Annotated in this window: 22 protein-coding genes; 16 read left to right on the top strand and 6 right to left on the bottom strand. The window is 62.6% G+C overall.

Features of this window, described 5'->3' with window-relative positions:
* Positions 1-48 precede the first annotated feature (48 nt).
* Positions 49-462 carry a hypothetical protein gene (locus DWF74_RS01835; protein ID WP_115580158.1) on the bottom strand — a complete coding sequence of 138 codons (414 nt, stop codon included), beginning with the start codon at positions 460-462 and terminating at the stop codon, positions 49-51.
* A gap of 242 nt (positions 463-704) precedes the next feature.
* Between DWF74_RS01835 and DWF74_RS30315 the strand changes: the two genes are divergently transcribed.
* Entirely contained in the window at positions 705-974 is a 270-nt protein-coding gene (locus tag DWF74_RS30315) for a hypothetical protein (protein WP_162884053.1), read from the top strand.
* A 1,183-nt stretch (positions 975-2,157) separates the two neighbouring features.
* Here DWF74_RS30315 and DWF74_RS01825 read toward each other — a convergent pair.
* Complete coding sequence (locus DWF74_RS01825) at positions 2,158-2,421, bottom strand: short-chain dehydrogenase (RefSeq protein ID WP_115580156.1); 264 nt, start codon at positions 2,419-2,421, stop codon at positions 2,158-2,160.
* Positions 2,422-2,881: 460 nt separating this feature from the next.
* Between DWF74_RS01825 and DWF74_RS01820 the strand changes: the two genes are divergently transcribed.
* From DWF74_RS01820 to DWF74_RS01770, 11 genes are all read left to right on the top strand, one after another.
* Complete coding sequence (locus DWF74_RS01820) at positions 2,882-3,679, top strand: hypothetical protein (RefSeq protein ID WP_162884052.1); 798 nt, start codon at positions 2,882-2,884, stop codon at positions 3,677-3,679.
* A 434-nt stretch (positions 3,680-4,113) separates the two neighbouring features.
* On the top strand, positions 4,114-4,716 hold the full coding sequence (locus DWF74_RS01815; protein ID WP_019093945.1) for a transposase: 603 nt from the start codon (positions 4,114-4,116) through the stop codon (positions 4,714-4,716).
* 32 nt (positions 4,717-4,748) lie between these two features.
* Positions 4,749-6,425 carry a ShlB/FhaC/HecB family hemolysin secretion/activation protein gene (locus DWF74_RS01810; protein WP_240322005.1) on the top strand — a complete coding sequence of 559 codons (1,677 nt, stop codon included), beginning with the start codon at positions 4,749-4,751 and terminating at the stop codon, positions 6,423-6,425.
* A 19-nt stretch (positions 6,426-6,444) separates the two neighbouring features.
* Positions 6,445-8,262 (top strand): DUF2341 domain-containing protein, encoded by a 1,818-nt coding sequence (locus tag DWF74_RS01805; protein WP_115580154.1) that lies wholly within the window; start codon positions 6,445-6,447, stop codon positions 8,260-8,262.
* An 11-nt stretch (positions 8,263-8,273) separates the two neighbouring features.
* Positions 8,274-8,699, top strand: a complete 426-nt coding sequence (locus tag DWF74_RS01800; RefSeq protein ID WP_011061113.1) for an ExbD/TolR family protein — start codon at positions 8,274-8,276, stop codon at positions 8,697-8,699.
* A 3-nt stretch (positions 8,700-8,702) separates the two neighbouring features.
* Positions 8,703-9,419 (top strand): energy transducer TonB family protein, encoded by a 717-nt coding sequence (locus DWF74_RS01795; RefSeq protein WP_115580153.1) that lies wholly within the window; start codon positions 8,703-8,705, stop codon positions 9,417-9,419.
* Between the two features lie 40 nt (positions 9,420-9,459).
* Positions 9,460-11,151, top strand: coding sequence for a putative porin (locus DWF74_RS01790; protein ID WP_115580152.1), 1,692 nt, complete (start codon positions 9,460-9,462; stop codon positions 11,149-11,151).
* 17 nt (positions 11,152-11,168) lie between these two features.
* Positions 11,169-11,816 (top strand): DNA repair protein, encoded by a 648-nt coding sequence (locus DWF74_RS01785; protein ID WP_102863408.1) that lies wholly within the window; start codon positions 11,169-11,171, stop codon positions 11,814-11,816.
* A gap of 20 nt (positions 11,817-11,836) precedes the next feature.
* On the top strand, positions 11,837-12,322 hold the full coding sequence (locus tag DWF74_RS01780) for a YbjN domain-containing protein (protein ID WP_102863584.1): 486 nt from the start codon (positions 11,837-11,839) through the stop codon (positions 12,320-12,322).
* On the top strand, positions 12,319-13,272 hold the full coding sequence (locus DWF74_RS01775; RefSeq protein WP_115580151.1) for a peptidylprolyl isomerase: 954 nt from the start codon (positions 12,319-12,321) through the stop codon (positions 13,270-13,272). Before DWF74_RS01780 ends, DWF74_RS01775 begins: the two co-directional genes overlap by 4 nt.
* Before the next feature lie 171 nt (positions 13,273-13,443).
* Entirely contained in the window at positions 13,444-14,421 is a 978-nt protein-coding gene (locus tag DWF74_RS01770; protein WP_102863410.1) for a LysR family transcriptional regulator, read from the top strand.
* A 66-nt stretch (positions 14,422-14,487) separates the two neighbouring features.
* Here the strand turns inward: DWF74_RS01770 and DWF74_RS01765 are convergent, their stop codons facing one another.
* Positions 14,488-14,883 carry a hypothetical protein gene (locus DWF74_RS01765; protein WP_115580150.1) on the bottom strand — a complete coding sequence of 132 codons (396 nt, stop codon included), beginning with the start codon at positions 14,881-14,883 and terminating at the stop codon, positions 14,488-14,490.
* 254 nt (positions 14,884-15,137) lie between these two features.
* On the opposite strand from DWF74_RS01765, the gene DWF74_RS01760 reads away from it, so the two are divergent.
* Positions 15,138-17,018, top strand: coding sequence for a hypothetical protein (locus DWF74_RS01760; RefSeq protein WP_162884051.1), 1,881 nt, complete (start codon positions 15,138-15,140; stop codon positions 17,016-17,018).
* 106 nt (positions 17,019-17,124) lie between these two features.
* Positions 17,125-17,637 carry a GNAT family N-acetyltransferase gene (locus tag DWF74_RS01755; protein ID WP_102863412.1) on the top strand — a complete coding sequence of 171 codons (513 nt, stop codon included), beginning with the start codon at positions 17,125-17,127 and terminating at the stop codon, positions 17,635-17,637.
* Positions 17,638-17,940: 303 nt separating this feature from the next.
* Here the strand turns inward: DWF74_RS01755 and DWF74_RS01750 are convergent, their stop codons facing one another.
* A complete protein-coding gene (locus tag DWF74_RS01750) occupies positions 17,941-18,633 on the bottom strand; it encodes an aspartate/glutamate racemase family protein (protein WP_115580148.1) in 693 nt (230 codons plus the stop codon).
* A 78-nt stretch (positions 18,634-18,711) separates the two neighbouring features.
* Here DWF74_RS01750 and DWF74_RS01745 point away from each other — a divergent pair, with 78 nt between their 5' ends.
* Together DWF74_RS01745 and DWF74_RS01740 are read left to right on the top strand one after the other, a co-directional pair.
* A complete protein-coding gene (locus tag DWF74_RS01745) occupies positions 18,712-19,518 on the top strand; it encodes a helix-turn-helix domain-containing protein (protein ID WP_115580147.1) in 807 nt (268 codons plus the stop codon).
* Between the two features lie 156 nt (positions 19,519-19,674).
* Complete coding sequence (locus tag DWF74_RS01740; protein ID WP_102863415.1) at positions 19,675-20,166, top strand: hypothetical protein; 492 nt, start codon at positions 19,675-19,677, stop codon at positions 20,164-20,166.
* Between the two features lie 198 nt (positions 20,167-20,364).
* On the opposite strand, the gene DWF74_RS01735 is transcribed toward DWF74_RS01740, so the two are convergent.
* The gene (locus DWF74_RS01735; protein WP_102863416.1) at positions 20,365-20,583 is read right to left on the bottom strand and encodes a CcoQ/FixQ family Cbb3-type cytochrome c oxidase assembly chaperone; all 219 of its coding nucleotides are present in this window, start codon (positions 20,581-20,583) and stop codon (positions 20,365-20,367) included.
* Positions 20,584-20,641: 58 nt separating this feature from the next.
* Positions 20,642-22,069 carry a cytochrome-c oxidase, cbb3-type subunit I gene (gene ccoN / locus DWF74_RS01730; RefSeq protein WP_102863417.1) on the bottom strand — a complete coding sequence of 476 codons (1,428 nt, stop codon included), beginning with the start codon at positions 22,067-22,069 and terminating at the stop codon, positions 20,642-20,644.
* Between the last annotated feature and the right edge of the window lie 4 nt (positions 22,070-22,073).

Genomic DNA, 22,073 nt, shown 5'->3' with positions numbered 1-22,073 from the left:
AAGATCCATTTGGTTGGCTGCTATCGCTCCACAAAAGCAGCCCATCAGCTAGAAAAATAAGGCGCACTGCGCCTCTTGCGCCCGCAAACGCAGGATCAGGCCCGAGGTGAATTCAATCACCAGATGATGATCCGCAGGGAACTGGTCCGAGAGGTAGAAGGTCTCGGTGGCGGCGCCGGCTTCCACCACGCCTATGGCATGCACGCAGCCCAGGTCGCTCTCGAAGGCGTTCATCTCCCTGGCATCGGCGCAGAAGTAGCTCAGTTGACTGAAGCTGAGAATGATCTGGCGTGCCTCTTCGACGGGCACCCAGTCTTGCTGCAGACGGTTGAAGGTCAGTGTCAGCGAGCCTTTCAGGACGTCGTGTCGGATAGCCTCGGCGTTGTAGAAGTTATGCAGATCGTAGGCGCGTCCCTGCACTTCGACTTCGATATGGCCCAGGAGGAAGTTGTGACAGTGCATAGGGTGGCTTGATCTCTTGATGGAGGGCGGGTGAACGGGCCGGTGTGAGATGGCAGTGTTGTTGGCACGGCGACGCGGTTAGCCGAGTCGGAGGGCGGTTTTTTGTGTTGTACTTGCCGGGCGAAGTTGAGCATTTGACAACGGGTTCAAGTCGTTCGCGTCGCTCACCGAGATGGGTTAAAACCCGTCCCTTAACCAAGCGTCAAATGGCAAATTAAAGTCGGTAGCATGGCCGAAAATAAATGAAATTCAATGACGGTGACAGGGTAAAAGTTAAGCCCCACGTGTGGTGGCCGAATGGCGGGGTTGGAGTGGTTTCGTTACCTCCAGAATATGTAAAGGAAGCCTTAGGTGGTGAAGTGGAGTTATCTAGCACTCAACGAACTATGGCTGGAAAAGACAGGATTATTACCAGTGTATGGATTGATTTTGACGAGCCGGCAATGGATTGCAGTAATGACGGCCCTTACCTCGGTGGCGAGGTTCTCTTGGAATATTTGGAACATGTATAGGGTAGGGTTTAAAAAGTGAGCCTGTCTGAAAGCTATGCTTTTTTGTGCTAGAAAATACTCATGCGAAAAAATAATTAAAGTTGCAGAAGATGTAAAGGTGTTGAAGGACTAAAAATCCAGCAGGTTTGATAAGTTTTTTTGTGATTGAGTGGTTGTGATCGCTCACGAGGGAAAGGCTGAAACTCATCTCAGATTCAAGCGTTAGGTCACATTGTGGGGTTTGGGAATTTATAAAAGTATTTGAGGTCAATGAGGTGGTCAGTTTTACCTTGGGTGGAGGGACTTGAAGTGAAATGGCGAATAAAGTAACTCAAGAGTCCTATATTTTGCCGAGTGGCATATTGTTTGTGGGTGCTGGTCATTCGAGTTTTCATCGATGCATCGTTTTTAGTGCGCAATTAATGCATGTTTTTAATAGAATTAGTTGAGGAGGGTTGTTAGAGGTTTCTGCGGTTATATTGGCCAGGGATACTGAGGTGTCTAATATTTTAGGAAGGTGGTACGTGCTGTTTCTAATCAACTTCTGACTGTATGAAGTGTGTGCATAGCGATAGCTTTCCAGCTGATTCAGCTTTGTTGAGAGGTACATGATAAATATCCAAGAGTAGTTGTTCGCAGTATTTTGCTTGGCGATTTGGCATCTCAAGAAAAGTCCAGTAAACGAGCATTTCTTCCGAAAAGTCCTTTGTCTTCCAGTGTGCCAGCAGTCTCCTGGCTATCTGCCCCTTTCCGACATACAGCGCTCTCATGTGGAAAGTATTGTGAATATCACAATAATCATCCTTATGCCATAGCACGTAAATGCCAAACGCATCCTTAGTTATCCATTCGTTGAGAAGGTGTAGATCGCTTATTGTTTTGTCAGTATACCAGCCGATATTGGAGTGGCATACATCATGTAGGCGCCAAATGAAAAGTGTCTCCGCCTCAATGGATGCATCAAAATAGGGTGGTGCTTCCAAACATTCGCAAGAACAACTTGAGTAGCAGGGCATTAATTGAATCCTGAAGATTGAACTAGCAGAGGGTGCTGGTTTCTGTGCTCTGTCGTGGTTTGAAGTATAAACATTAGAATGGTAATTCTGGCACCTATTAGTCTGTCTAGCATATAGTCTAATTGCCTGTACTTGGCCGAATGTGTTTGAAACGCTCCGCGCCGCCCAGCAGCGCGGAGCACAACGCGTCAGGCTTGAAGGCGCCAGCCCATCACTCCCAACAGGTCGCAACTGTCACGCAGCAGAATCGCCGCTGCGTTGGAGATATGTCGCAGATCGGTGTCGTCAGCGTTCTTCAGTTCTGCGCGGGAGAGGCTTTCCAGCAGTTGAGTCACGGCCAGTAAACGTGCGGTGCCGTTGGCATGCAGCACGTCCAATGGTGCGGTCTTGTCGATAAACAGGCAGGGAATCAGGCAGTCGATGCCGGTGATGGGGATGTATTGCTGAGTCATGGGAACCTCCGCTTGTGGGTAAGGGAGCTGTCCTGTCGTCGCCAGTCGAATAGGTGGCAGCTATACGCGGGTTGGCGAGCCGACTCATCCCACAATAATCGGCAGATCCGAGGATCTCCCGCGTACAGCCGCCATGAAAGATCGCCGTGAACATAAAGGGTCCTCGGCAAAGCTTGCAAGCGGAAGTGCCTGTGGGTGAGTTGCCAGGTCGCCAAACCCGGTCGCCATTAGGGCGAGTGGGGACTATGGATGTTGGGTCTTGGGGGGACAAGTCAGACGCGTCTGCAAGTTTTGTAGGATCGCAGAGGTGAACTTGGCGACCTGTGAGCCGGCCAATTATGCTCGGGGGTTGGGGTACATATCCGTTGCTGCACTCGAGGTCTTGTAGCGCTCCGTTTGACCCGGCTTTTGCATCTGCGTAAAGATTCGCGTCCCCCTCCCACGGCACAGGCACTGGATCTTGAATCACAAACAACTACTGGGTTATCTGCCGCGTGATCTTGTTGATCCAGTGGTGCATGACGTTGCGCGGCTCACGGCGTGGGCGATGCTGGGCGCGAAAAGAAGTGCGCCTGAGGCACTCGCGGCAGGGGTGCTCGCTCCGCTGCTGTTGCGCTGGAATTGTGTGTTGGACGCGCCGGGGGATGAGGTCAGCGAGCATTACAAGGATCTGGTGCGCCTGACCCTGGCCGTGGTGCTGCACCGTCATGGGTTTCAGGATGACGGTTTGACCAAGGCTGCGCTGCAGGCGATCGATCGGCTCAACGACAAGGTGGTTTTGAGCGACACTTTTTATCGCCATCGCGAGGCGATTAAGGCCCTGGTTGTTTCGCCGCCGACAGCGCTGAGTCGGCGTCCCGCCACCGGCAAGAACCAGACCTTCTGGAGGGCGGGTGATGCTGCTTCGGTGCAGATCGGCGAGTGGTTCTACGCGATTTACGTGCAGAGCATCGTCGGTAATCACGAGGCGCCCATTGTCGAGATTTATGATTTCGCCTCGCGCCAGCGGCCCGGGCCAGAAGACATCCGTGAGTGTCAGGCCAAGGGGCAGCGTTATAACGACGGCGTGGAGCGTATCTCGCTGTATGCGGCTTACGGGCTGCGGGATCTGCCAGATCGGGCGAATCAGTTTCAGGTCATTGCCAGTGGCGTGCCGGCTCCTCGTGTCGATCATTTGCAGCCGGCGATCGGTCTGTACGCGGTCAGCGACCACTTCAGGTTGTTGAAGGACATCCAGGCGCTGTTTGGCCACGCCTGAGGTTTCTCTCTTTGTGGTGTCGCTCCGAGGTCTGTCAGGGCTAGCGCTCTGAAGCTCTGGCGCCCTTAGAACTGCTGCGACCGCTTCGTCGGGGTGCCGCCCAGCTCGTTCGCAGCCTGCGGCAGCGGCTACAAAAAACACCTCGACATTCCCCCTGTAGCCGCTGCCGAGCCTTCGGCGAGGCTGCGCCAAGGTCCGCAGGCCCTTGCTTGGCACTCTCCCGCCGTACCTCTAGCACCCTTGAAATCCCCGCGTCCCCGCAGGCTGTTTGCCGCCTTGTCGGCAAGGCAGCGCTGGTTTGTGAATGAAGCTTTTATGACAAAAGTTCGGTAGCACATGGCCACGCACGTCTTGGGTATGTAACGCGCTTGAGGGGGCCGCCAGGCCACTTTTTTAAGCCGAGGCGGGACGCCGGGAGTGAGGCTATGGGGACTATGGAACGCTACTCGAAAGTGGGCATGCAGGAGCTGGATCAACGGCTGTCGAAGATTGTCGAGGCGGCGCGCAAGAAGCCGGTGTCGGTCTATCGCTACGGCGCGCCGTGGGTCTGGATCGTGTCCCAGGATGATTGGCAGGGCGCCTTGAAGGAGGTGGCCAGCTATATCCCGCCGGGGCATTCGCTGGTGCTGCTGCGTCCGCAGATCGATGAGTTGCTGGATCAGCACCGCGATCTGCTCCAGGGCCTCAATGCCGAGCCCGGCATGCTGATCGCGCCGCGTACGGTGATGCACATTCTGTTGCTGCAGTTGCTGTATTCGGTGCCCAGCGAGCAGCAGCTGTATGAACAGCTCAGTTACAACCTGTTGTTCCGTTGGTTCGTCGGTCTTGATCTGAATCAGAAGGTCTGGAGCTTCAGTGTCCTGAGTCGCGACATCGCCACGCTGTTGAACAACCCGCGGGCGGTGCAGTTGATCCAGAAAATCATCGGTGAAGTGTTTTGCGGCGCGCTGCTGCAAATGCCCGAGTTCTCGCTGAATTTTGCGCTGTTGCACACCTGGCTGGCGCGCCACGAAAACACCTCGATCAGCAGCAATTGAAGCGGCCAAACGCTGTGCAGACGGCGACGGCAATGCGCGTGCGCGCGCCAATTTTCAGTTTTTTAGGGGGCGGTGTGGAGCATCTGGGCAAATCAGGGCGACCCGGCAGTGGCGGGCGCTGGTGGCCGTTGTGCGGCTGGTTGACGCTGGCGGCACTGGCGCCGGCGGTGCAGGCCGAGGAGGGCGAGGCGGTGCCGGTCGAAACCACGGCTGCGGCGCGGTTGGTGGACGTCAATGAATACTTCGTGCGCGGCAATACCGTGCTCGATGCCCGGGCCATCGAGGAGGCGGTGTACCCGTTCCTCGGGCCGCAGAAGGCCCTGGCCGATATCGAAGGCGCCCGGGATGCGCTGCAGAAGGTCTATCAGGAGCGCGGCTACCAGTCGGTGTTCGTCGAGCTGCCGGAGCAGAAGGTCGAGGACGGCATCGTTTATCTGCAGGTCAGTGAAACCAAGGTCGGCCGGGTGCGGGTGGTGGGGGCCAAGCATTACTCGCCGGTGGAGATCCGCGATCAGGTGCCGGCGTTGCAAGAAGGTCAGGTGCCGGATTTTGCCACGGTGCAAAGCCAGCTGGCCGGGCTCAATCGTGGCGCCGGGCGCCAGGTCATGCCGCTGGTGCGCGAAGGCCAGCGCCCGGGGACCATGGACGTGGACCTGCAAGTGGAGGACCAGAACCCCTGGCACGCCAGCGTCGGCCTGAACAACGACTACAGCGCCGACACCGAGAAGCTGCGCAGCGTGGTCAACGTCGGCTACGACAACCTCTGGCAACTGGGCCACAGCATTTCCCTGACCTATTTCACCGCGCCCCAGGACACCGACAACGCCAAGGTCTGGTCCGGTTCCTACAGCGCGCCTTTGAGCGAGCGCTGGGCCCTGCAGTTCTCCGGTTACCAGTCCGACAGCAACATCGCCACCATCGGTGGCAGCAACGTGCTGGGCAAGGGCCATTCCTACGGGGTGTCGGCGATCTACAGCTTGCCCGCGGCCGGCAACTGGGCCAACTCGCTGTCGGTGGGGGTGGACTTCAAGGACTTCGAGGAAGAGATGCGCTTTGGCCGCAGCAGCGACCAGATTCCGCTCAAGTACGCCCCCGTGACCTTTGGCTACAACGGCTACCGCTACAGCGAAAAATCCCAGCTGGGCCTGGGCCTGAACCTGATCGTCGGCACCCGGCGCTTCTTCGGCTACGGCAGCGACGCCGAGGAGTTCCACTACAAGCGCGATGAGGCCAGTGCCAGTTTCTCGGTGCTCAAGGGCGACCTGAATTTCACCTACACCTTCGCCAACGACTGGCAGTCGGCGTCCAAGACCGCCTTCCAGCTGGCCTCGGGGCCCCTGGTGTCCAACGAGCAGTATTCCGCCGGCGGCGCCACTTCGGTGCGCGGCTATCTGGCCGCCGAGCGCACCGGGGATGAGGGCTACCTGTTCTCCCAGGAGCTGCGCACGCCGTCCCTGGCCAAGTTCCTCGGCAGCTACGTGCAGGAGTGGCGTTTCTATGCCTTTGCCGAAGGCGCGCACCTGTCCCTGCACGAGCCGCTGCCCGAGCAGGAGGACCAATACAGCCTGGCCAGCGTTGGCCTCGGCACCCGCGCCAGTTTGAGCAAGTGGCTGTCCGGCAGCCTCGACTGGGGCTACCCGCTCAAAGACGGCCCCAACACCCAGAAATACGACCCGCGCCTGCACTTCAGTGTGCAAGCGACGTTCTGACTTTACGGAGACCCTTCCCATGCAACGCTTATTCCTGAGCCTGTTGATCTGCCTGGGCTTCGTGCTCCCGGCCACGGCCCATGCCTGGTGGCAGGACGACTGGCATTACCGCAAACAGATCAGCGTGGACACCACGCCCCAGGGCGCGGCCATCAACGAGGCCCTGGGCCGCACCGCGCTGCTGGTGCGCCTGCACACCGGCAATTTCACCTTCGACGGGGTCAAGGAAGACGGCGCCGACCTGCGCTTTGTCGCCGCCGATGACAAGACCGTGCTCAACCACCAGATCGAAAGCTTCGACCCGCTGATGGGCATGGCGCTGATCTGGGTCGATGTGCCCAAGGTCGAAGGCGGCCAGCGCCAGGACATCTGGATGTACTACGGCAACCAGAAGGCGCCGAGCACCGCCAACGGCCAGTTGACCTTCGACCCCAGCTACACCGCCATCTACCACTTCGACGGCAGCAACGGCACTCCGGCCAAAGACACCACCGCCTACGGCAACACCGCGCAGAACGCCACCGGCGCGGCGATTGACGGGGTCATCGGCCGCGCCTTGCAGTTCAGCGGCCAGCCGCTGTTGCTGCCGGCCAGCCCGTCGCTGCAGCACAACGCCGGCGGCGCCTTCACCTTCAGCGCCTGGGTGCGCCTGGATCAGGCCAGCGGCGAGCAACTGCTGCTGGCCCGCCGCGAAGGCGCCGGCAGCCTGCTGGTCGGCATCAACCAGGGCCTGCCCTTCGTCGAAGTGGACGGCCAGCGCGCCGCCTCCACCCAGCCGCTGAACCCGGGGCAGTGGCAGCACCTGGCCCTGAGCGGCGAGGGCAGCCGCCTGGCGCTGTACGTCAACGGCCGCGAAACCGCGAGCCTGGCCCAGGCCATTCCCACCTTCAATTCGCCGTTGGCCATCGGTGCCGACCTGCCGCCCGCCGCTGGCGCCGAGGCCAGCCATTTCCTGCCGTTCACCGGGGCCCTGGACGAGCTGCGCCTGTCCAAGGTGGCGCGTCCGGCGGCGTTGATCCTGGCCGATGCCAGCGCCCAGGGCGCGGAGTCGAAGTTGGTGGCCTATGGCGTCGATGAAGAACAGTCGGGTTTCGGATTCGGCAGCCTGGGCTTCCTGCTCAAGGCGGTGCCGGTGGATGCCTGGGTGATCATCCTGGTGCTGGTGGGGATGATGATCCAGTCCTGGGTGATCATGCTGCGCAAGAACCGCATGGTCGGCCGGGTCAGCGCCGCCAATGCGCTGTTCCGCGAGCAGTTCGCCAAGGTCGGTACGCGCCTGGAGATGTTCGCCGACGATCAGGTCCTGGCCAGCCGCCTGGAGCATTCCTCGCTGTGGCGCCTGTACCTGGTGGCGGTGAAAGAGATCCGCACCCGCCGCGAGCAGGGCGCCGATACCTCCTCGGTGTCGGCGGCCACCATCGAGGCCATCCGCTGCTCCATGGACGGGGTGCGCACCCGGGAAAACCAGCAGCTGAGTTCCAAGCTCTCGACCCTGTCCAACGCCATTGCCGGCGGCCCCTACATCGGCCTGTTGGGCACGGTGCTGGGGATCATGGTGGTGTTCCTCGGCACCGCCATGGCCGGTGACGTCAACATCAACGCCATCGCCCCGGGCATGGCCGCGGCCTTGCTGGCCACCGCCATGGGCCTGTTCGTCGCGATCCCGGCGCTGTTTGGCTACAACCGCCTGATCACCCGCAACAAGGAAGTCGGCGCCGACATGCGGGTGTTCGTCGACGAGTTCATCACCCGGCTGGCGGAGCTGCATGGCGAGAGCCAGCACAGCGAGAACGCCCACTGGCGGGTCAGTCACAGCAACGCGTCGGTTCCGGCCTGAGGAGAACTGCCATGGCTTCCGTGAACGCTTCCCATGACGACGAAGACGATGCCGCCGTCGACAGCATCAACATCACGCCCCTGGTGGACGTGCTGATGGTGGTGCTGGTGATGTTCATCCTCACCGCCACCGCCCAGGTTTCGGGCATCCAGATCCACCTGCCCAAGGCTAGCGCCTCGGTGTCGCTGTCCGAGGCCAAGACCAAGGCCATTTCGGTGAACGACGGCGGCCAGGTGTTCCTTGATGCCTACCCGGTGACCCTGGGCGAGCTGGAAGAGCGCCTGCGCATCGAGAAGGCGCAGAACCCGGACTTCCCGATCATCGTCCGTGGCGATGCCACGGTGCAGTACCAGAAGGTCATCGAAGTCCTCGACCTGCTGCGCCGCCTGGAGTTGTCCCAGGTCGGCCTGGTCACCGGCAAACCGAGCCAGGGCTGAGCCATGACCGCACAACAACCCATCGAACTGCCTCCGGTGCAGAACAAACCGCGAGCCGTGCGCCTGCTGAAGTGGGGCGCCGGATTGCTGCTGGGGGCCGTGGCCGCCTGGTTTTTGTGGCAGTGGGCCAATGACATGGCCGGGGTGCGTCGGGAAGCACCGAAGGTGCCGACCATCATCCCGCTGCCGCCTCCGCCACCACCCCCACCGCCGCCTCCGGAGAAACCCAAGGAGCCGGAGCCGGTGGAGGAAAAGATCCCGGAACCCGAACCTACGCCAACCCCCGAGGAGGTCAAGCCCGAGGAAGAAGCACCGCCATCGCCGGCGGACGATCTGGCCAACCCGATGCAGATCGACGGCGATGCCCAGGCCGGCAACGACGGCTTCAACGTCGGCGCCGGCAAGGGCGGCGGCATGGCCGGCGCCGGTGGTGGCGGGCTGGGCACCGGCACCTACAAGCAGTACCTGGCGGCGACCTTCCAGCGCGCGCTGCGCGAGGACCCGGAGCTGCGCAAGAAGGCCTATGCGCTGCAGGTGGACCTGTGGCTGGGCGCCGACGGCCAAGTGACCCGCGCCGAACTGGCCGGCTCCAGCGGCAATCCCGAGACCGACCAGCAGGTGCTGGCGGCGCTGCGGGCCACGCCGCGCCTGAAAGAGCGCATGCCGGCCTCCCTGACCTTGCCGGTGCGCCTGTCCCTCAAGGGCCGGCGTCCGGAATGAGCGAACCCCTATTTGCAGTTTCTACAGGAGTTGTGTGCAGATGATTTCCACCGTGAATCGATTGACCCTGGCGCTCGGCATGGTCGCCCTGACCCTGGCCGGACAGGCCGCGGCTGCCGCCGCGCCTTCGGAGAACGCCACGATCAACCTGATCCGTCTGTTGGTGCAGCAGGGGGTATTGAAGCAGGAGCAGGCCGACGGGCTGATTGCCCAGGCCGAGAAAGAGGCCCAGCAGGCCCGCGCCGCCACCGCTGTGGCCGCTACCGGCCCCGCTGCGGCGCCCGGTGATGTGCGGGTGCAATATGTGCCGGCCATCGTCCGCGAGCAGATCCGCGATCAGGTCAAGGCCGAGGTCATGGCCACCGCCAAGCAGGAAAACTGGGCCCAGCCCAACACCTTCCCGGACTGGGTCTCGCGCATCAGCTTTGACGGTGACATCCGCCTGCGCCAGGAGTCGCGGTTCTTTGCCGACAACAACAGCAACGAGCTCGTCGACTACGCCAAGCTCAACGACAACGGCCCCTACGACGTCAACAAGGACACCAACAGCAAGCTGCCGCCGCTGCTCAACAGCCGCGAGGACCGCGACAACCTGTTCCGCCTGCGGGCGCGCCTGGGCATGAAGGCGGTGATCTCGCCGGAATGGACCGCCGGCATCCGCATCGGCACCGGCTCGGATAACAACCCGGTGTCCACCACCCAGACCCTGGGCGGCGGCTTCGGCAAGAAGGACATCTGGCTCGACCAGGGCTACCTGACCTGGAAGGCCACCCAGGACCTGACCCTGACCGGCGGACGGATCGCCAACCCGTTCTATTCCACCGACATGCTGTATTCCAACGACCTGAACTTCGACGGCGTGGCGGCGATCTTCAACCACAAGCTGGACAGCGACTGGGGCCTGTTCGGCACCCTCGGCGCCTTCCCGGTGGAGTACACCAACGACACCGCCACCAGCAACGGCTTCGACAAGAACGAGAGCGACACCAAGTGGCTGTTCGGCGGGCAGATTGGCGCCAATTGGAAGATCAACCGCAGCAACAGCCTCAAGGGCGCCTTGGCCTACTACCGCTTCGACGACATCGAAGGCCAGCGCTCCAGCCCATGCGCGCCTTGGGCCGGGGCCCCGGGCTGCGACAATGACGGCTCGCGGGTGGCCTTCATGCAGAAGGGCAACAGCGTGTTCCTGCTGCGCGACATCACCCCCAACCCGGCCACCCCGGGCCTGACCCCGCAGCCGCAGTTCGTCGGCCTGGCCTCCAAGTTCGACGTGCTCGACCTGAACCTGGCCTGGGACACCGAATTGCCGGACGACCTGCGCCTGCGCAGCCAGACCAACTTCATCCGCAACCTGGCCTACGACAAGGGCGAGATGCTCAAGCGCAGCGAGGGCGAGATCGTCAACAACATCAACCGCAACGGCCAGTTCGAAAGTGGCGGCAATGCGCTGCTGGTGCAGTTCACCCTGGGCAACGCCCTGGAGATGAAGAAGTCCGGCGATTGGAACCTGCTGGCTGGCTACAAGTACATCCAGCCCGACGCCTTGCCCGACGGCTTCAACGATTCCTCGTTCCATCTGGGCGGCACCAACGCCAAGGGCTATTTCGTCGGCGGCAATTACGGCATCGACAAGAACATCTACGCCACGGCCCGCTACATGAGCGCCTCGGAAGTCTACGGGCCGCGCTATGAAGTCGACGTCATGCAGCTTGAACTCAATACGCGCTTCTAAGCATCAGGAGGAAGGTTATGAACAGCCGAGCGAGGGCAGGGGCGGTCAGCCTGTTAGTGGCCTGGGGCGTGCTGGCCAGCGCCAGCGCTAGCGCCGAAGGCATGGAGGAGCGTCTGCGCACCCAGTTGCGCAGCACCACCCAGCAGTTGCAGGCCCTGCAAAGCGAGCAGGCCCAGGCCGCGGCGGCGCGGATCGCCGCTGAGAACGCGGCCAAGCAAGCCCAGGCCGAGGTCAAGCAACTGAGCGCCGAGCTGGCCAAGACCCGCGGCGTGGCCGAGCAACTGGCCGGCCAGCAGCAGAACCTGCAAAGCCAGGCCCAAGCCCAGGCGGCGGCCAGCAGCGAGCAGTTGGGCAAGTTCAAGAAAGCCTACGAGGACTTGCTGGTGCTGGCCCGGGGCAAGGAAGCCGAGCGGGCGAAATTGCAGGCGCAATTGAGCGAACGTGACACACAAGTGCAGCAATGCGCGGTCAAGAATCAACAGATGTACGGCGTCGCCAAACAGATCCTGGCGGCCTACGAAAAGATCGATGTGGCTGAGCTGGTGAAAATCCGTCAGCCCTTCGCCGGCAGCGCCCGGGTCAAGTTCGAGGAACTGGCCCAGGGCTTTGGCGACGAGCTTTACCAGACCCAGTTCGACGCCCCGCAGGCGGCGAGCACCCACTGATCACCAGGGAAGAGATGACCATGACTTTGATTACCAGCGTCACCACCGACAGCCTCACCGACCTGCTGCAAGGTGCCGGCTACCGGGTCAACCAGACCGAACAGAACGGCATCGTACAACTGCTCAGCGCCAGCCAGGGCATCGGCTACGCCGTGCGTTTCGGCAACCCGGGCAGTGAGGCCGGGCACTATGTGGACTTCACCTACAGCTGCGCCCTGCGGGTGCAGGGCGAGCTGCCGGCGGGGCTGGCGGAGCTGTGGAACGCCTCGCGGCGCTTTGCCCGGTTGTCGCTGCAGGGCGAGTTCCTGGTGATGGAGATGGACGTGGTGGTGGCCGGGGTCGGCGAGACTCACCTGCGCAGCCAGCTGGAGTTGTGGGACCGGTTGCTGCAGGAGTTCATCGTCTACCTGCGCGAATACAGCCAGCAGGCGGCCCAGTTACAGGCCCAGGCCGAGCAGCCCCAGGCGCCACAAAGCCAACCCCAGGAAGAGGTGGCCAGCCTGTGAAAAAGCCGACCCTGGTGGTCGGTGCCGGGGCACTGACCCTGCTTGGCCTGGCGCTGGGGCTGGCCCTGCGCCCGGGCAACGACCCGGTGGCGGCGCAGCAGTCGGCACCGGCCGTGTTGCAGCAATCGGCGAGTACGCCGGCGGTGGCGCGCCTGGGCAACCAGCAGGTGGCGGCCGAGGAACTCAAGGCGCTGTTCGCCAGCCTGCCCGAGGAGTCCCGGGGGCAATTGCGCGGCAACCGCCCGGCCCTGGAAGCCTGGATACGTTCGCGCTTGGCGGAAAAGGCCGTGCTGGAACAGGCCGATGCCCAGGGCTGGCGCCAGCGCCCGGAGGTGGAGCAGCAGACCCGCGCCGCCACCGAACAGATCGTGTTTCGCGACTATTTGCAGTCGGTCAGCCAGGTGCCGGCGGACTACCCCAGCGCCGCCGAACTGCAGCAGGCCTATGACAGCGGCAAGTCGGCGTGGCTGACCCCGCCGCTGTACCGGGTCAGCCAGATCTTCCTCGCCGTCGCCGACCCGCAGGCTGTCGAGCAGGTACGGCGCCAGGCCCAGGAGCTGAGCCGCAAGGCCCAGGCCGCGCCGGGGGAGTTTGCCGCCTTGGCGGCGCAGTATTCCCAGGACTCGGGCAGCGCCCAGCGCGGCGGCGACGCGGGGCTGCAACCCTTGCAGCAACTGGTGCCGGAAGTGCGCAGCGCGGTGGCCCGGCTCAAGGTCGGTGGCGTTTCGGAGGTGGTGCAGAGCGCGGCGGGTTTCCATGTGCTCAAGCTCACCGAACAGCAGCCGGCGCGAACCGCCAGCCTGGATGAGCTGCGCGAGCGCCTGACCCAGGCTCTGCGCGCCCAGCGCCAGGAGCAGATCGCCAAGGCCTATTTGGAAGGCATGCTCAACACCGCGACCCTGAGCATTGACGGCGCCGTACTGAATCAGGTCCTGGAGGACACGTTGTAGGCGCCGGCTTGCCAGCGAAGGTGATCTCACGGGCCCCTTCGCCGGCAAGCCGTCTCCTACGGGGCAACACGCAGGCCCGGCAACCGTAGGCGCTGGCTTGCCGGCGAAGGCGGTCTCACGGTCCCCGCCGCCCGCCAAGGAAGCAACACTCCACAAGACAGGGAGTCACCAATGTCATTTCTCGAACCCGCTCCACACCAGGGTGTCGCACCCTACGTTGCGCCCCAGGAACCCCGGGAAGCCTGGCTGGCCCTGGCCGCCGGGGTCGATCCTGAGGTCGCCCAGTATTTCCTGGTCAGTGCCCGCTGCGGTTGCTTCATGCAGGCAGCCCGCAGCCTGAACATCAAGGCCACGCTGTTGCGCAAGCAACTGGCCTTGCTGGAAGAGCACCTGCGCCGTTCACTGTTCTGTTATCAGGGGAGTGCCTTGAGCCTGAGCCGCGAGGGCCTGCAACTGCAGGCACAACTGATTGCCCTGGCCCACCAGCGGCGGCTGCCGGTGATCGAGCAGCCGTTGATTCGGGTTGCCGTGGCGCAAACCCTTCTCCACGACATTCTCGGTCGCGACCTGATCGCCTTGCTGCGGCGCAATGCCAGCGCCCGCCTGGAGATCATCTCCATCGACAGCGACCTGTCCCTGCAAGCCCTGAGCGCCGATCTGGTGCTGTGGCTGGCGGCCGAAGACTCACCGCTGCCGGGGCCCAGTTTCGCCACCCGCGAGCCGCTGCCCCTGGCGCGCATCGACTACCTGCCACATATCGCCAAGCGCTACTCGCGGGTGGCGGCCCGTCCCGACAGCCTCGACGACCTGGCCGACTACATGCTGGTGCAGTGGCAGCACGACTCTCAGGTAGAGCCGTTCCGGCCCTGGAACAGCCTGGTGGAACAACGCCTGGCAGGGGTGGTGCACGTCCATGTCTATGAACTGATGCTGGAGATGATCCGCTGCAGCGCCTGCATCGGCTTGCTGCCTCAGTACATCAGCCATTTCGACCGCGGCCTGACTGCCTTGCCGGGGTTGTTCAGCGAGCCCATGCAGCGCCGGGCCTGGCTGGCGGTGAATGCCCAGGTGCAGCATGAGGAACAGGTGCAGCAACTGGTGGAGCTGATCCTCAACACCTTCAGCGAGCGTGAGGATTGGTTTGCTTGAGGCGCGCCGCCCCGTGGGGGTGGCCCGGTCCGAACGCTTGGCGCTGTCCGGACCGGGCGCTCAGGCTCATGCCTTGGTTTCAGGGATCATCAGATCCTCCCAGTCGTCTTGTACTTCGGCGGTGCTGGTCTTCTTGTCGGGGAAGTGGGCGATGTTCCACTGGGTGTCGGTACTGAACTCGTCGCCGAGCAGGTCTTTGGCGATAGCGTTGGCTTTGATGGCCTCCTGCCGGTTTGCCGGCACGTCACCCTCAAGGTCCTCGCCCTCTGGGTTGATCCATACCCCTGGCGCCGGGTTGACACCAGGATCGCCCCGGTAGGCGTCTTGCAGTTGTTTGCGTGCTTCTACGATCGCCGCCGCTTCAGCCCGGGGAGTGCCACGAGCTACAAGCAGGGCTTGTTCCATGGCGTCGCTTTGCCGTTGTTTGAGCTCAAATGCGTCGTTGTCATCTTTGTAGGACATCGGGTGGTTCCTTGTGCATTGCTTGTTCAGTGGATGGGGTCCACCGAGGCGGTTTGTGACTGACCTCGGAGGCCCGACACGTTAATCGGTGGCCGCGCCCCGATTTGTGCAATTCAACGAGGGGATGACGGGAAAATGTTGTAGCGCCGCGAACAACCTCTCAGGATGGGCGCAGAACAACGGAGGGTGGGTGCGGTTTGATTAACAGGATTCCCAAGTTTCACGAAGTCATCGAGCTGTTTTACGAGCGTGCAGTGTTCAAAAGGTCGAAGGAGCCCTTGCCACGGCAGGGCCAGAGCCTGGAGCAGCGCCAGAAGCGCGAGGCGGCAATGCTTGACGTAGTGACACGGCGAATGACGGGCGGGGCCGATGATCCGCTGCTGACCCCGGTGTTGGGCAATGTGCGGGAGATTCACAAGCACCTGGGGTTTGTGGCCCTGTTTCCCGACAAGGACGTAGGTGCTGCGCACTTGTATTTCTGGCTGATCGTATGGCCACAGCTTGAGCAGATGTTCGAGGACGCGCTGGAGAACGAGCAGGCTTCGATCCCATTGCGCTATCTGGCACGTTGCCATGAGTGCTATGGGGACCGGCTGTTCGGCGACCCGGTGGCGACCCGGGAGGCCATTCTGGCGAGCCTGGAAGCGTCCCTGCTACAGGTCACGCAGGGCTTGAAGATTCCCCAGCAAAGGGCGCAGGTGGCTGTCTTGCAGTTCCTGCGATGCTTGGGGCGCCTGATTCGTCATGATTCGTTTCCCGCTAGAACTTCGGTCGACGCGCCCTTGAAGGCGTTGGAGTTGGCATTGGGTCGACCGCTGAAGAAAGCCCAGGCTGTCATCCAGCAACTGGAGCAGTTGCTCGAAGGTGCCAAGGTGCTGCATGCCGCTGGTCGCTGGTCGTTGCCGGAGCCCAGGCCGGTGCTGCCGGATGAGTTGCACGAAGTACACCGCAACCTTTATCGGCAGGCCAGGCGTGATGCCAGGGTTGGCGGACGCTTGCCGAGCTTGCAGTTCGGCACCCTGGTGAGCCTTTTCAAAGCCCGGATCAGGCATGTGGAACCCGGTGACTTTCTGTCGCAACACGCCAGGCAAGTAGGGCGCTCCAAGGCGACTCGCAGCCTGATCGAGCACAATGCCGGGCAGTTCCATGCCTATGTCTTGCTGGAGCAGATCAAGAGTGACCTTGATGTCGGGCGCCGGCTGCAACGGGTCGAAAACAGTGTTCAGGTGTTGGTTAGGAGATACGGGGCAGACCGGGAGCACTGGCTGGCACTGTTCCAGGACATGCCGTTGTCGCTGTTCCTGCTCAACGCAATCTTTTCTTCTTCCTTGACCCTGATCCAGCGGCTTCTGGGTGAGGAGGCGTTCGCAAAGGCCGCGTTGGCCCTCAGGCCCCTGGTCGAGGCTGCACAAACCGAAGGGCCGCAGCGTGAGCAACTGCTTGCAGTGGCGGCTCAACAGCAGATCAAGGCGCTCAAGATGCTGTTGGATACCTATCACGCCCAGCATCACCTGGGGGGGCTGGCGATGGAGCTCCTTGCCTTCGTCTATGCCTTCAAATACAAGTACGACCTAGGGTTCCAGCCCCATGCCACGGACAAGCTGGAGGCGATTCTCGATGACTGTGTCGATCAACGGGACATCCGTCACCGGATTGCCTATGAAACCCGATTCGGCCGTTGTACGCGCACCCTGAGCCCGATGGGCACGGATGTGGCGCTCATCATGATCCACCAATACAACCGCTACATCCTCGCTCACTGTGAACACCCGCTTGAGTACCTGTGCAATCCGTTGCAACGCCTGAGCGAGCTTCTGCAAGCTGCCTTGAGCGCCGCCAGTGCCGAGGGGGAGATCGAGGCGGCGATCCTCAAGCGCTGCATCAATGCAGCGTTCGGAACGGGCAAGGATAAGTCGGTCATGCGCATTGGCGGCCTGCGTCCTTACGAGTGCCTGCGTGATGTGCGCTTCTATCTGTCGGCATTGCATCTGGCCCCGCTAGAAACCTTGAACCCGGGGTTGTTTCGCTACCTGGCGTTGCCAGATGCCTTGCAACGCTTGGTTTTGCAATGGCTGTCACCTGCACGCTACGCCGAGGATCTGCGTCGCCAGCACAGTCAGTCGCCCGAGCTGTAGGGCAATGGTTTCTGAGGCCTGTGCCGCTCTGCACTTGAGTGCCTCGCCAGAGTCGCATTCATGCCCTTACACTCGATGGCCATTTCCACTTCAAGGAAGACCGGCCATGCCTAACGCCAATCCCACTATCGTTATCGAGCGTTGCAACGAATCCCATATCGACGGCCTGACCGCGCTGTACAGCGAACCCAGCGTGGCGGCCCAGACCCTGCAACTGCCTTATCAGTCCCGCGAGTTGTGGCGCAAGCGTGTAACGCAGGGGCAGGACAACGAGGGGCTGGTTGCCTTGGTGGCGCTGCACCAGGGCATGGTGATCGGCAATTGCAGCCTGATGCAGGTGAGGCGTGTGCGCCGGGCCCACTGCGCCGAGGTTGGCATGGGGGTTGCCCCCTCCTGGCAGCGCCAGGGCGTCGGCAGCCGTCTGCTGGCGGCGGTGCTGGAGGTGGCGGATAACTGGATGAACCTGCGCCGGGTCGAACTCACGGTGTATGCCGATAACCAGCCGGCCATTGGCCTGTACCAGAAGTTCGGCTTTGAAACCGAAGGCCAGCTGCGGGACTATGCCATCCGTGGCGGGCAATACGTCGACGTGCTGAGCATGGCCCGGCTGCGTCGTTGAGGCCGGGCTTGTGTAGCCGCTGCCGCAGGCTGCGAACGGCTTGGGCGGCATTCCGACGCAGGAGACGCAGGGATCTTGAGGCCGCCCAAGATTGACAGGCGATCGCCAAGCAAGGCCCTGCGGGCCTTTGCGCAGCCTCGCCAGGGCTCGGCAGCGGCTACAGGTCAGTGCCGAGCCATTTTGTAGCCGCTGCCGCAGGCTGCGAACGGCTTGGGCGGCATTCCGACGCAGGAGACGCAGGGATCTTGAGATCGCCCAAGATTGACAGGCGATCGCCAAGCAAGGCCCTGCGGGCCTTGAGGTTCACTCCAGCAAAGCAAAATCCACCGCCGCCCGGGCATGTAATTCGGTGGTGTCGAGCAGGGGCAGGGGGCTGTGCTCGGGCTTGAGCAGCAGGCCGATTTCCGTGCAGCCGAGGATGATGGCTTGGGCACCACGGGTCCTGAGTGATTCGATCACCTGCTGGTACACCCGGCGCGACGCGTCGCTGATGACCCCGACGCACAATTCCTCGTAGATGATCCGGTGCACCGCCTGGCGCTCCTGCGCATCGGGCACCAGCACATTCAGTCCTTGTTGGCTCAGGCGGCTCTTGAGGAACTCCTGTTCCATGGTGAAGGCGGTGCCCAGCAGACCGACGTTCAGGGTGCCGGCCGCCAGCGCGGCCTGGGCCGTGGGGTCGGCGATATGCAGGAAGGGCACGGCCGTGGCCGCCTGAATCTGCTCGGCCACCTTGTGCATGGTGTTGGTACAGAGCACCAGGCACTCGGCGCCGCCGGCCTGCAATCGCTGGGCGGCGTCTATCAGAATCCGCGCCGCTTCATCCCAGCGCCCGGCGTGCTGGGCCTGTTCGACAGGCCCGAAGTCGACGCTGTACATTAGCAACCGCGCCGAGCGCAGCGGCCCCAATTGATCGCGAACCTGCTGATTGATCAGGCGGTAGTATTCGGCGCTGGACTCCCAGCTCATGCCGCCGATCAGGCCGATGGTGCGCATGGGCAACTCCTCTGTGGTGTGGGTGAGTGAGCTTCAGTTTCGTCTCGCCTGAGCTGGCGATCTATCAGGAAATTTCACATGCCCGAGGTCCTCGAACACCGCCTGCTGGACGGTCGGCTGCTTCTGCAACTGTTGCCCGCAGCCGCCTACAGCGCGCGCGATCCGGCGCAGTGGCAGACCCTGGGTGTGACCCTGGAACGCCAGCGCGGGGTGCATGCCATCGATTCCGATCGGCGCGAGGATTTCGACACCTGGCCCGGCACCCTGGCCTTGACGCCCAAGGGCGTTGAGGTGTTCTCCGAATCTGCCCGTGGCGGCGAATACCTGCTGGCGCGCTGGCAGGAGCAGACGCCGCTGATCCCCGGCGAGCGCCGCCTGCAGCGTTCGGGGCATGCCCAGGCCCTGGCCCTGGGGCGTGAAGCCCGGCGCCTGCTGTTGGCGCCTGTCATCGATGAGTTGGCCCTGGAGCACTGTGCCCTGGCCTTTGTCGGTCTGTCCCAGTCCCGCCACATTGCCACGGCGCCGTTACCACGGCTGGGGCAGGTGCTGGAGCAGATGGCCGACCAGTACGCCCAGCCCTTGTCCCTGGCGCAATTGGCACTCACTTACGGTCACAACGAACTGCGACTGCTGCGGGACTTTCGCCGCGCCGTCGGCATGACGCCCCATGCTTGGATCACCGAGGTGCGGCTGCAGGCAGCCCGGCGCTTGCTGGAGCGCAGGGACCTGCCCCTGGCGGCCATTGCCCACGACAGCGGCTTTGCCCACCAATCGCACCTGGGCAGCGCCTTGCGCAAAAGCCTCGGCCTGACCCCGCGCCAGTACCGGCTGCGTTTTCACTCCTGTCTCCCTGTACCTGTCCGGTCTCCCAGCCGCGGGCAGTAAACGGCCCGCAGCGACATGGCGGGGCAAGGCCGGAGCCAGCGGCTAGAGGAATGGGTTGGCCCTGGGGTAAACACCCCAACGCCCGGGACCGGCATCTGCCATGATCAAGACCGGCGACCTGCAGTTCCCAAAGGTCGATGCCAGGGACACACCGCAATGGACGATATCCAGCAACTGGGCGAGATGCTCCGCCACTACGCCGCCAGCGAAGCCCACAAGAAGCAGCTGTTCGACAGCCAGTCGGTGGTTTGGGCCCGGCGTATTCATGAGCTGTTCGGGCAGATTGAACAGTGGCTGGCACCGGTGCTGCTGCCGGATCTGCTGGAGCTGCACCGTGAGCCTTATGTGGCCTTCAGCCCGGCATTGCCGGTGGAGAGTTCCACCTTTAACAGCGAGAAGCTGACTATTGTCATCGCTGGCAAACCCGTGGAGTTCGTCCCGGATGTGATGGGCCCCAATGGACAGATTTCCCTGGCGGTGATCGGCCTGACGGCGGCGCGCCTGGGCAGTGTTTCCCTGGTGGGCGAGGCCAGCGGCGCCTGGCAATGGCGCAAGACCAACGGCCTCAAGGACCCCGACACCTTCGTTTTCGACGGCAACTTCCTGGCGGCCCAATTGCAGAGCCTGATCCCCCGCGAGCGCGCCTGATGTAGGCGCTGGCTTGCCGGCGAAAGCGAGCGCCGGCCATGTGCAGGTCTTGCGGGCCCCTTCGCCGGCAGGCCGGCTCTTATGGGGCAACACGCAGCACCGGCAACTGTAGGCGCTGGCTTGCCAGCGAAAGCGGCCTCTGGCCATGTACAAGGCTTGCGGGCCTCTTTGCCGGCAAGCCGGCTCCTACGGAGTGCGTTACATGTCCAGGTTGATCCACCCCGGCTTGGGCTCTTCCGGCGCCACGGCATTGATCTTCTTGCCGGTGGCCACTTCCACGCGATGCGCTACGTCGGGGTCGTCGGCAAAGGGAATCAGGCTGGCGTCATCCAGGCTCTTGGCGCTCTGGTGGCGCAGGCAGTACTCGATGCTGAGGTAGAGAAACGCCACCCCCAGCAGATTGAACAGAATATCCATCGCCATCCGGCTCCCTAAAAAAGCCGCCGGTCACTGGGACCGGCGGGCAATGCCTGGCTCAGGCGATCTGTGCGTCGCTCAGGGCCAGTTCTTCATCGGCCACGCGTACCGTGCGCCAGGTGTTGTAGGCCATCAGCAGCATGCCACTGAGGAAGAACACGCCACCGGCAAAGCGCACCACGAACCCCGGATGGCTGGCCACCAGGGCCTCGACGAAGGAGTAGGTGAGGGTGCCGTCTTCGTTGACCGCGCGCCACATCAGGCCCTGGGTGATGCCGTTGACCCACATCGAAGCGATGTAGAGCACGGTGCCGATGGTGGCCAGCCAGAAGTGCAGGTTGATCAGCGGCACGCTGTACATCTGCTCGCGGCCGAAGACCTTGGGCACCATGTGGTAGATCGCACCGAAGGTGATCATGGCCACCCAGCCCAGGGCCCCGGCGTGCACATGGCCGATGGTCCAGTCGGTGTAGTGGGAGAGGGCGTTGACGGTCTTGATCGCCATCATCGGGCCTTCGAAGGTCGACATGCCGTAGAACGCCAGGGACAGCACCAGAAAACGCAGGATCGGGTCGGTGCGCAGCTTATGCCAGGCGCCCGAGAGGGTCATCATGCCGTTGATCATGCCGCCCCAGCTGGGGGCCAGGAGGATCAGCGACATGGCCATGCCCAGGGACTGCGCCCAGTCTGGCAGGGCGGTGTAGTGCAAGTGGTGCGGGCCGGCCCAGATGTACAGGGTGATCAGCGCCCAGAAGTGCACGATGGACAGGCGATAGGAATACACCGGGCGTCCCACTTGCTTGGGCACGAAGTAGTACATCATCCCGAGAAAGCCGGTGGTCAGGAAGAAGCCCACGGCGTTGTGGCCGTACCACCACTGGACCATGGCGTCGGTGGCCCCGGAATACACCGGGTAGGACTTGAACCAGTCCACCGGGATCGACAGGTGGTTGACCACATGAAGCATGGCGATCACCAGGATGAAGGCACCGAAGAACCAGTTGCCGACATAGATGTGCTGGCTCTTGCGCCTTACCACGGTGGTGAAGAAGACGATGGCATAGGCCACCCAGACCACCGCCATCCACACCGCGCCGGCGAATTCGATCTCGGCGTATTCCTTGGTGGTGGTGTAGCCCAGGGGCAGGGTGATCAGCATGATCACGATCACCGACTGCCAGCCCCAGAAGGTGAAGGCGGCCAGGGTGTCGGAGTACAGCCGCACCTGGCAGGTACGCTGTACGGCGTAATAGCTGGCGGCGAACTGGGCGCTGCCGGCAAAGCCGAAGATCACCAGGCTGGTGTGCAGCGGCCGCAGGCGGCCGAAGGTGCTCCAGGGCAGATCGAGGTTCATCTCCGGCCACACCAGTTGCGAGGCGATCCACACCCCCATGGCCATGCCGATCACGCCCCATACCACGGTTGCGACGACGAATTGGCGAACCACCTTGTAGTTGTAAGCCTGTCCGATTGTTGCTGAGTTCATGGTC

It is taken from the genome of Pseudomonas protegens, from assembly GCF_003363755.1.
Taxonomy (GTDB): domain Bacteria; phylum Pseudomonadota; class Gammaproteobacteria; order Pseudomonadales; family Pseudomonadaceae; genus Aquipseudomonas; species Aquipseudomonas danubii.
This window is presented reverse-complemented; position numbering and strand designations above follow the sequence as displayed.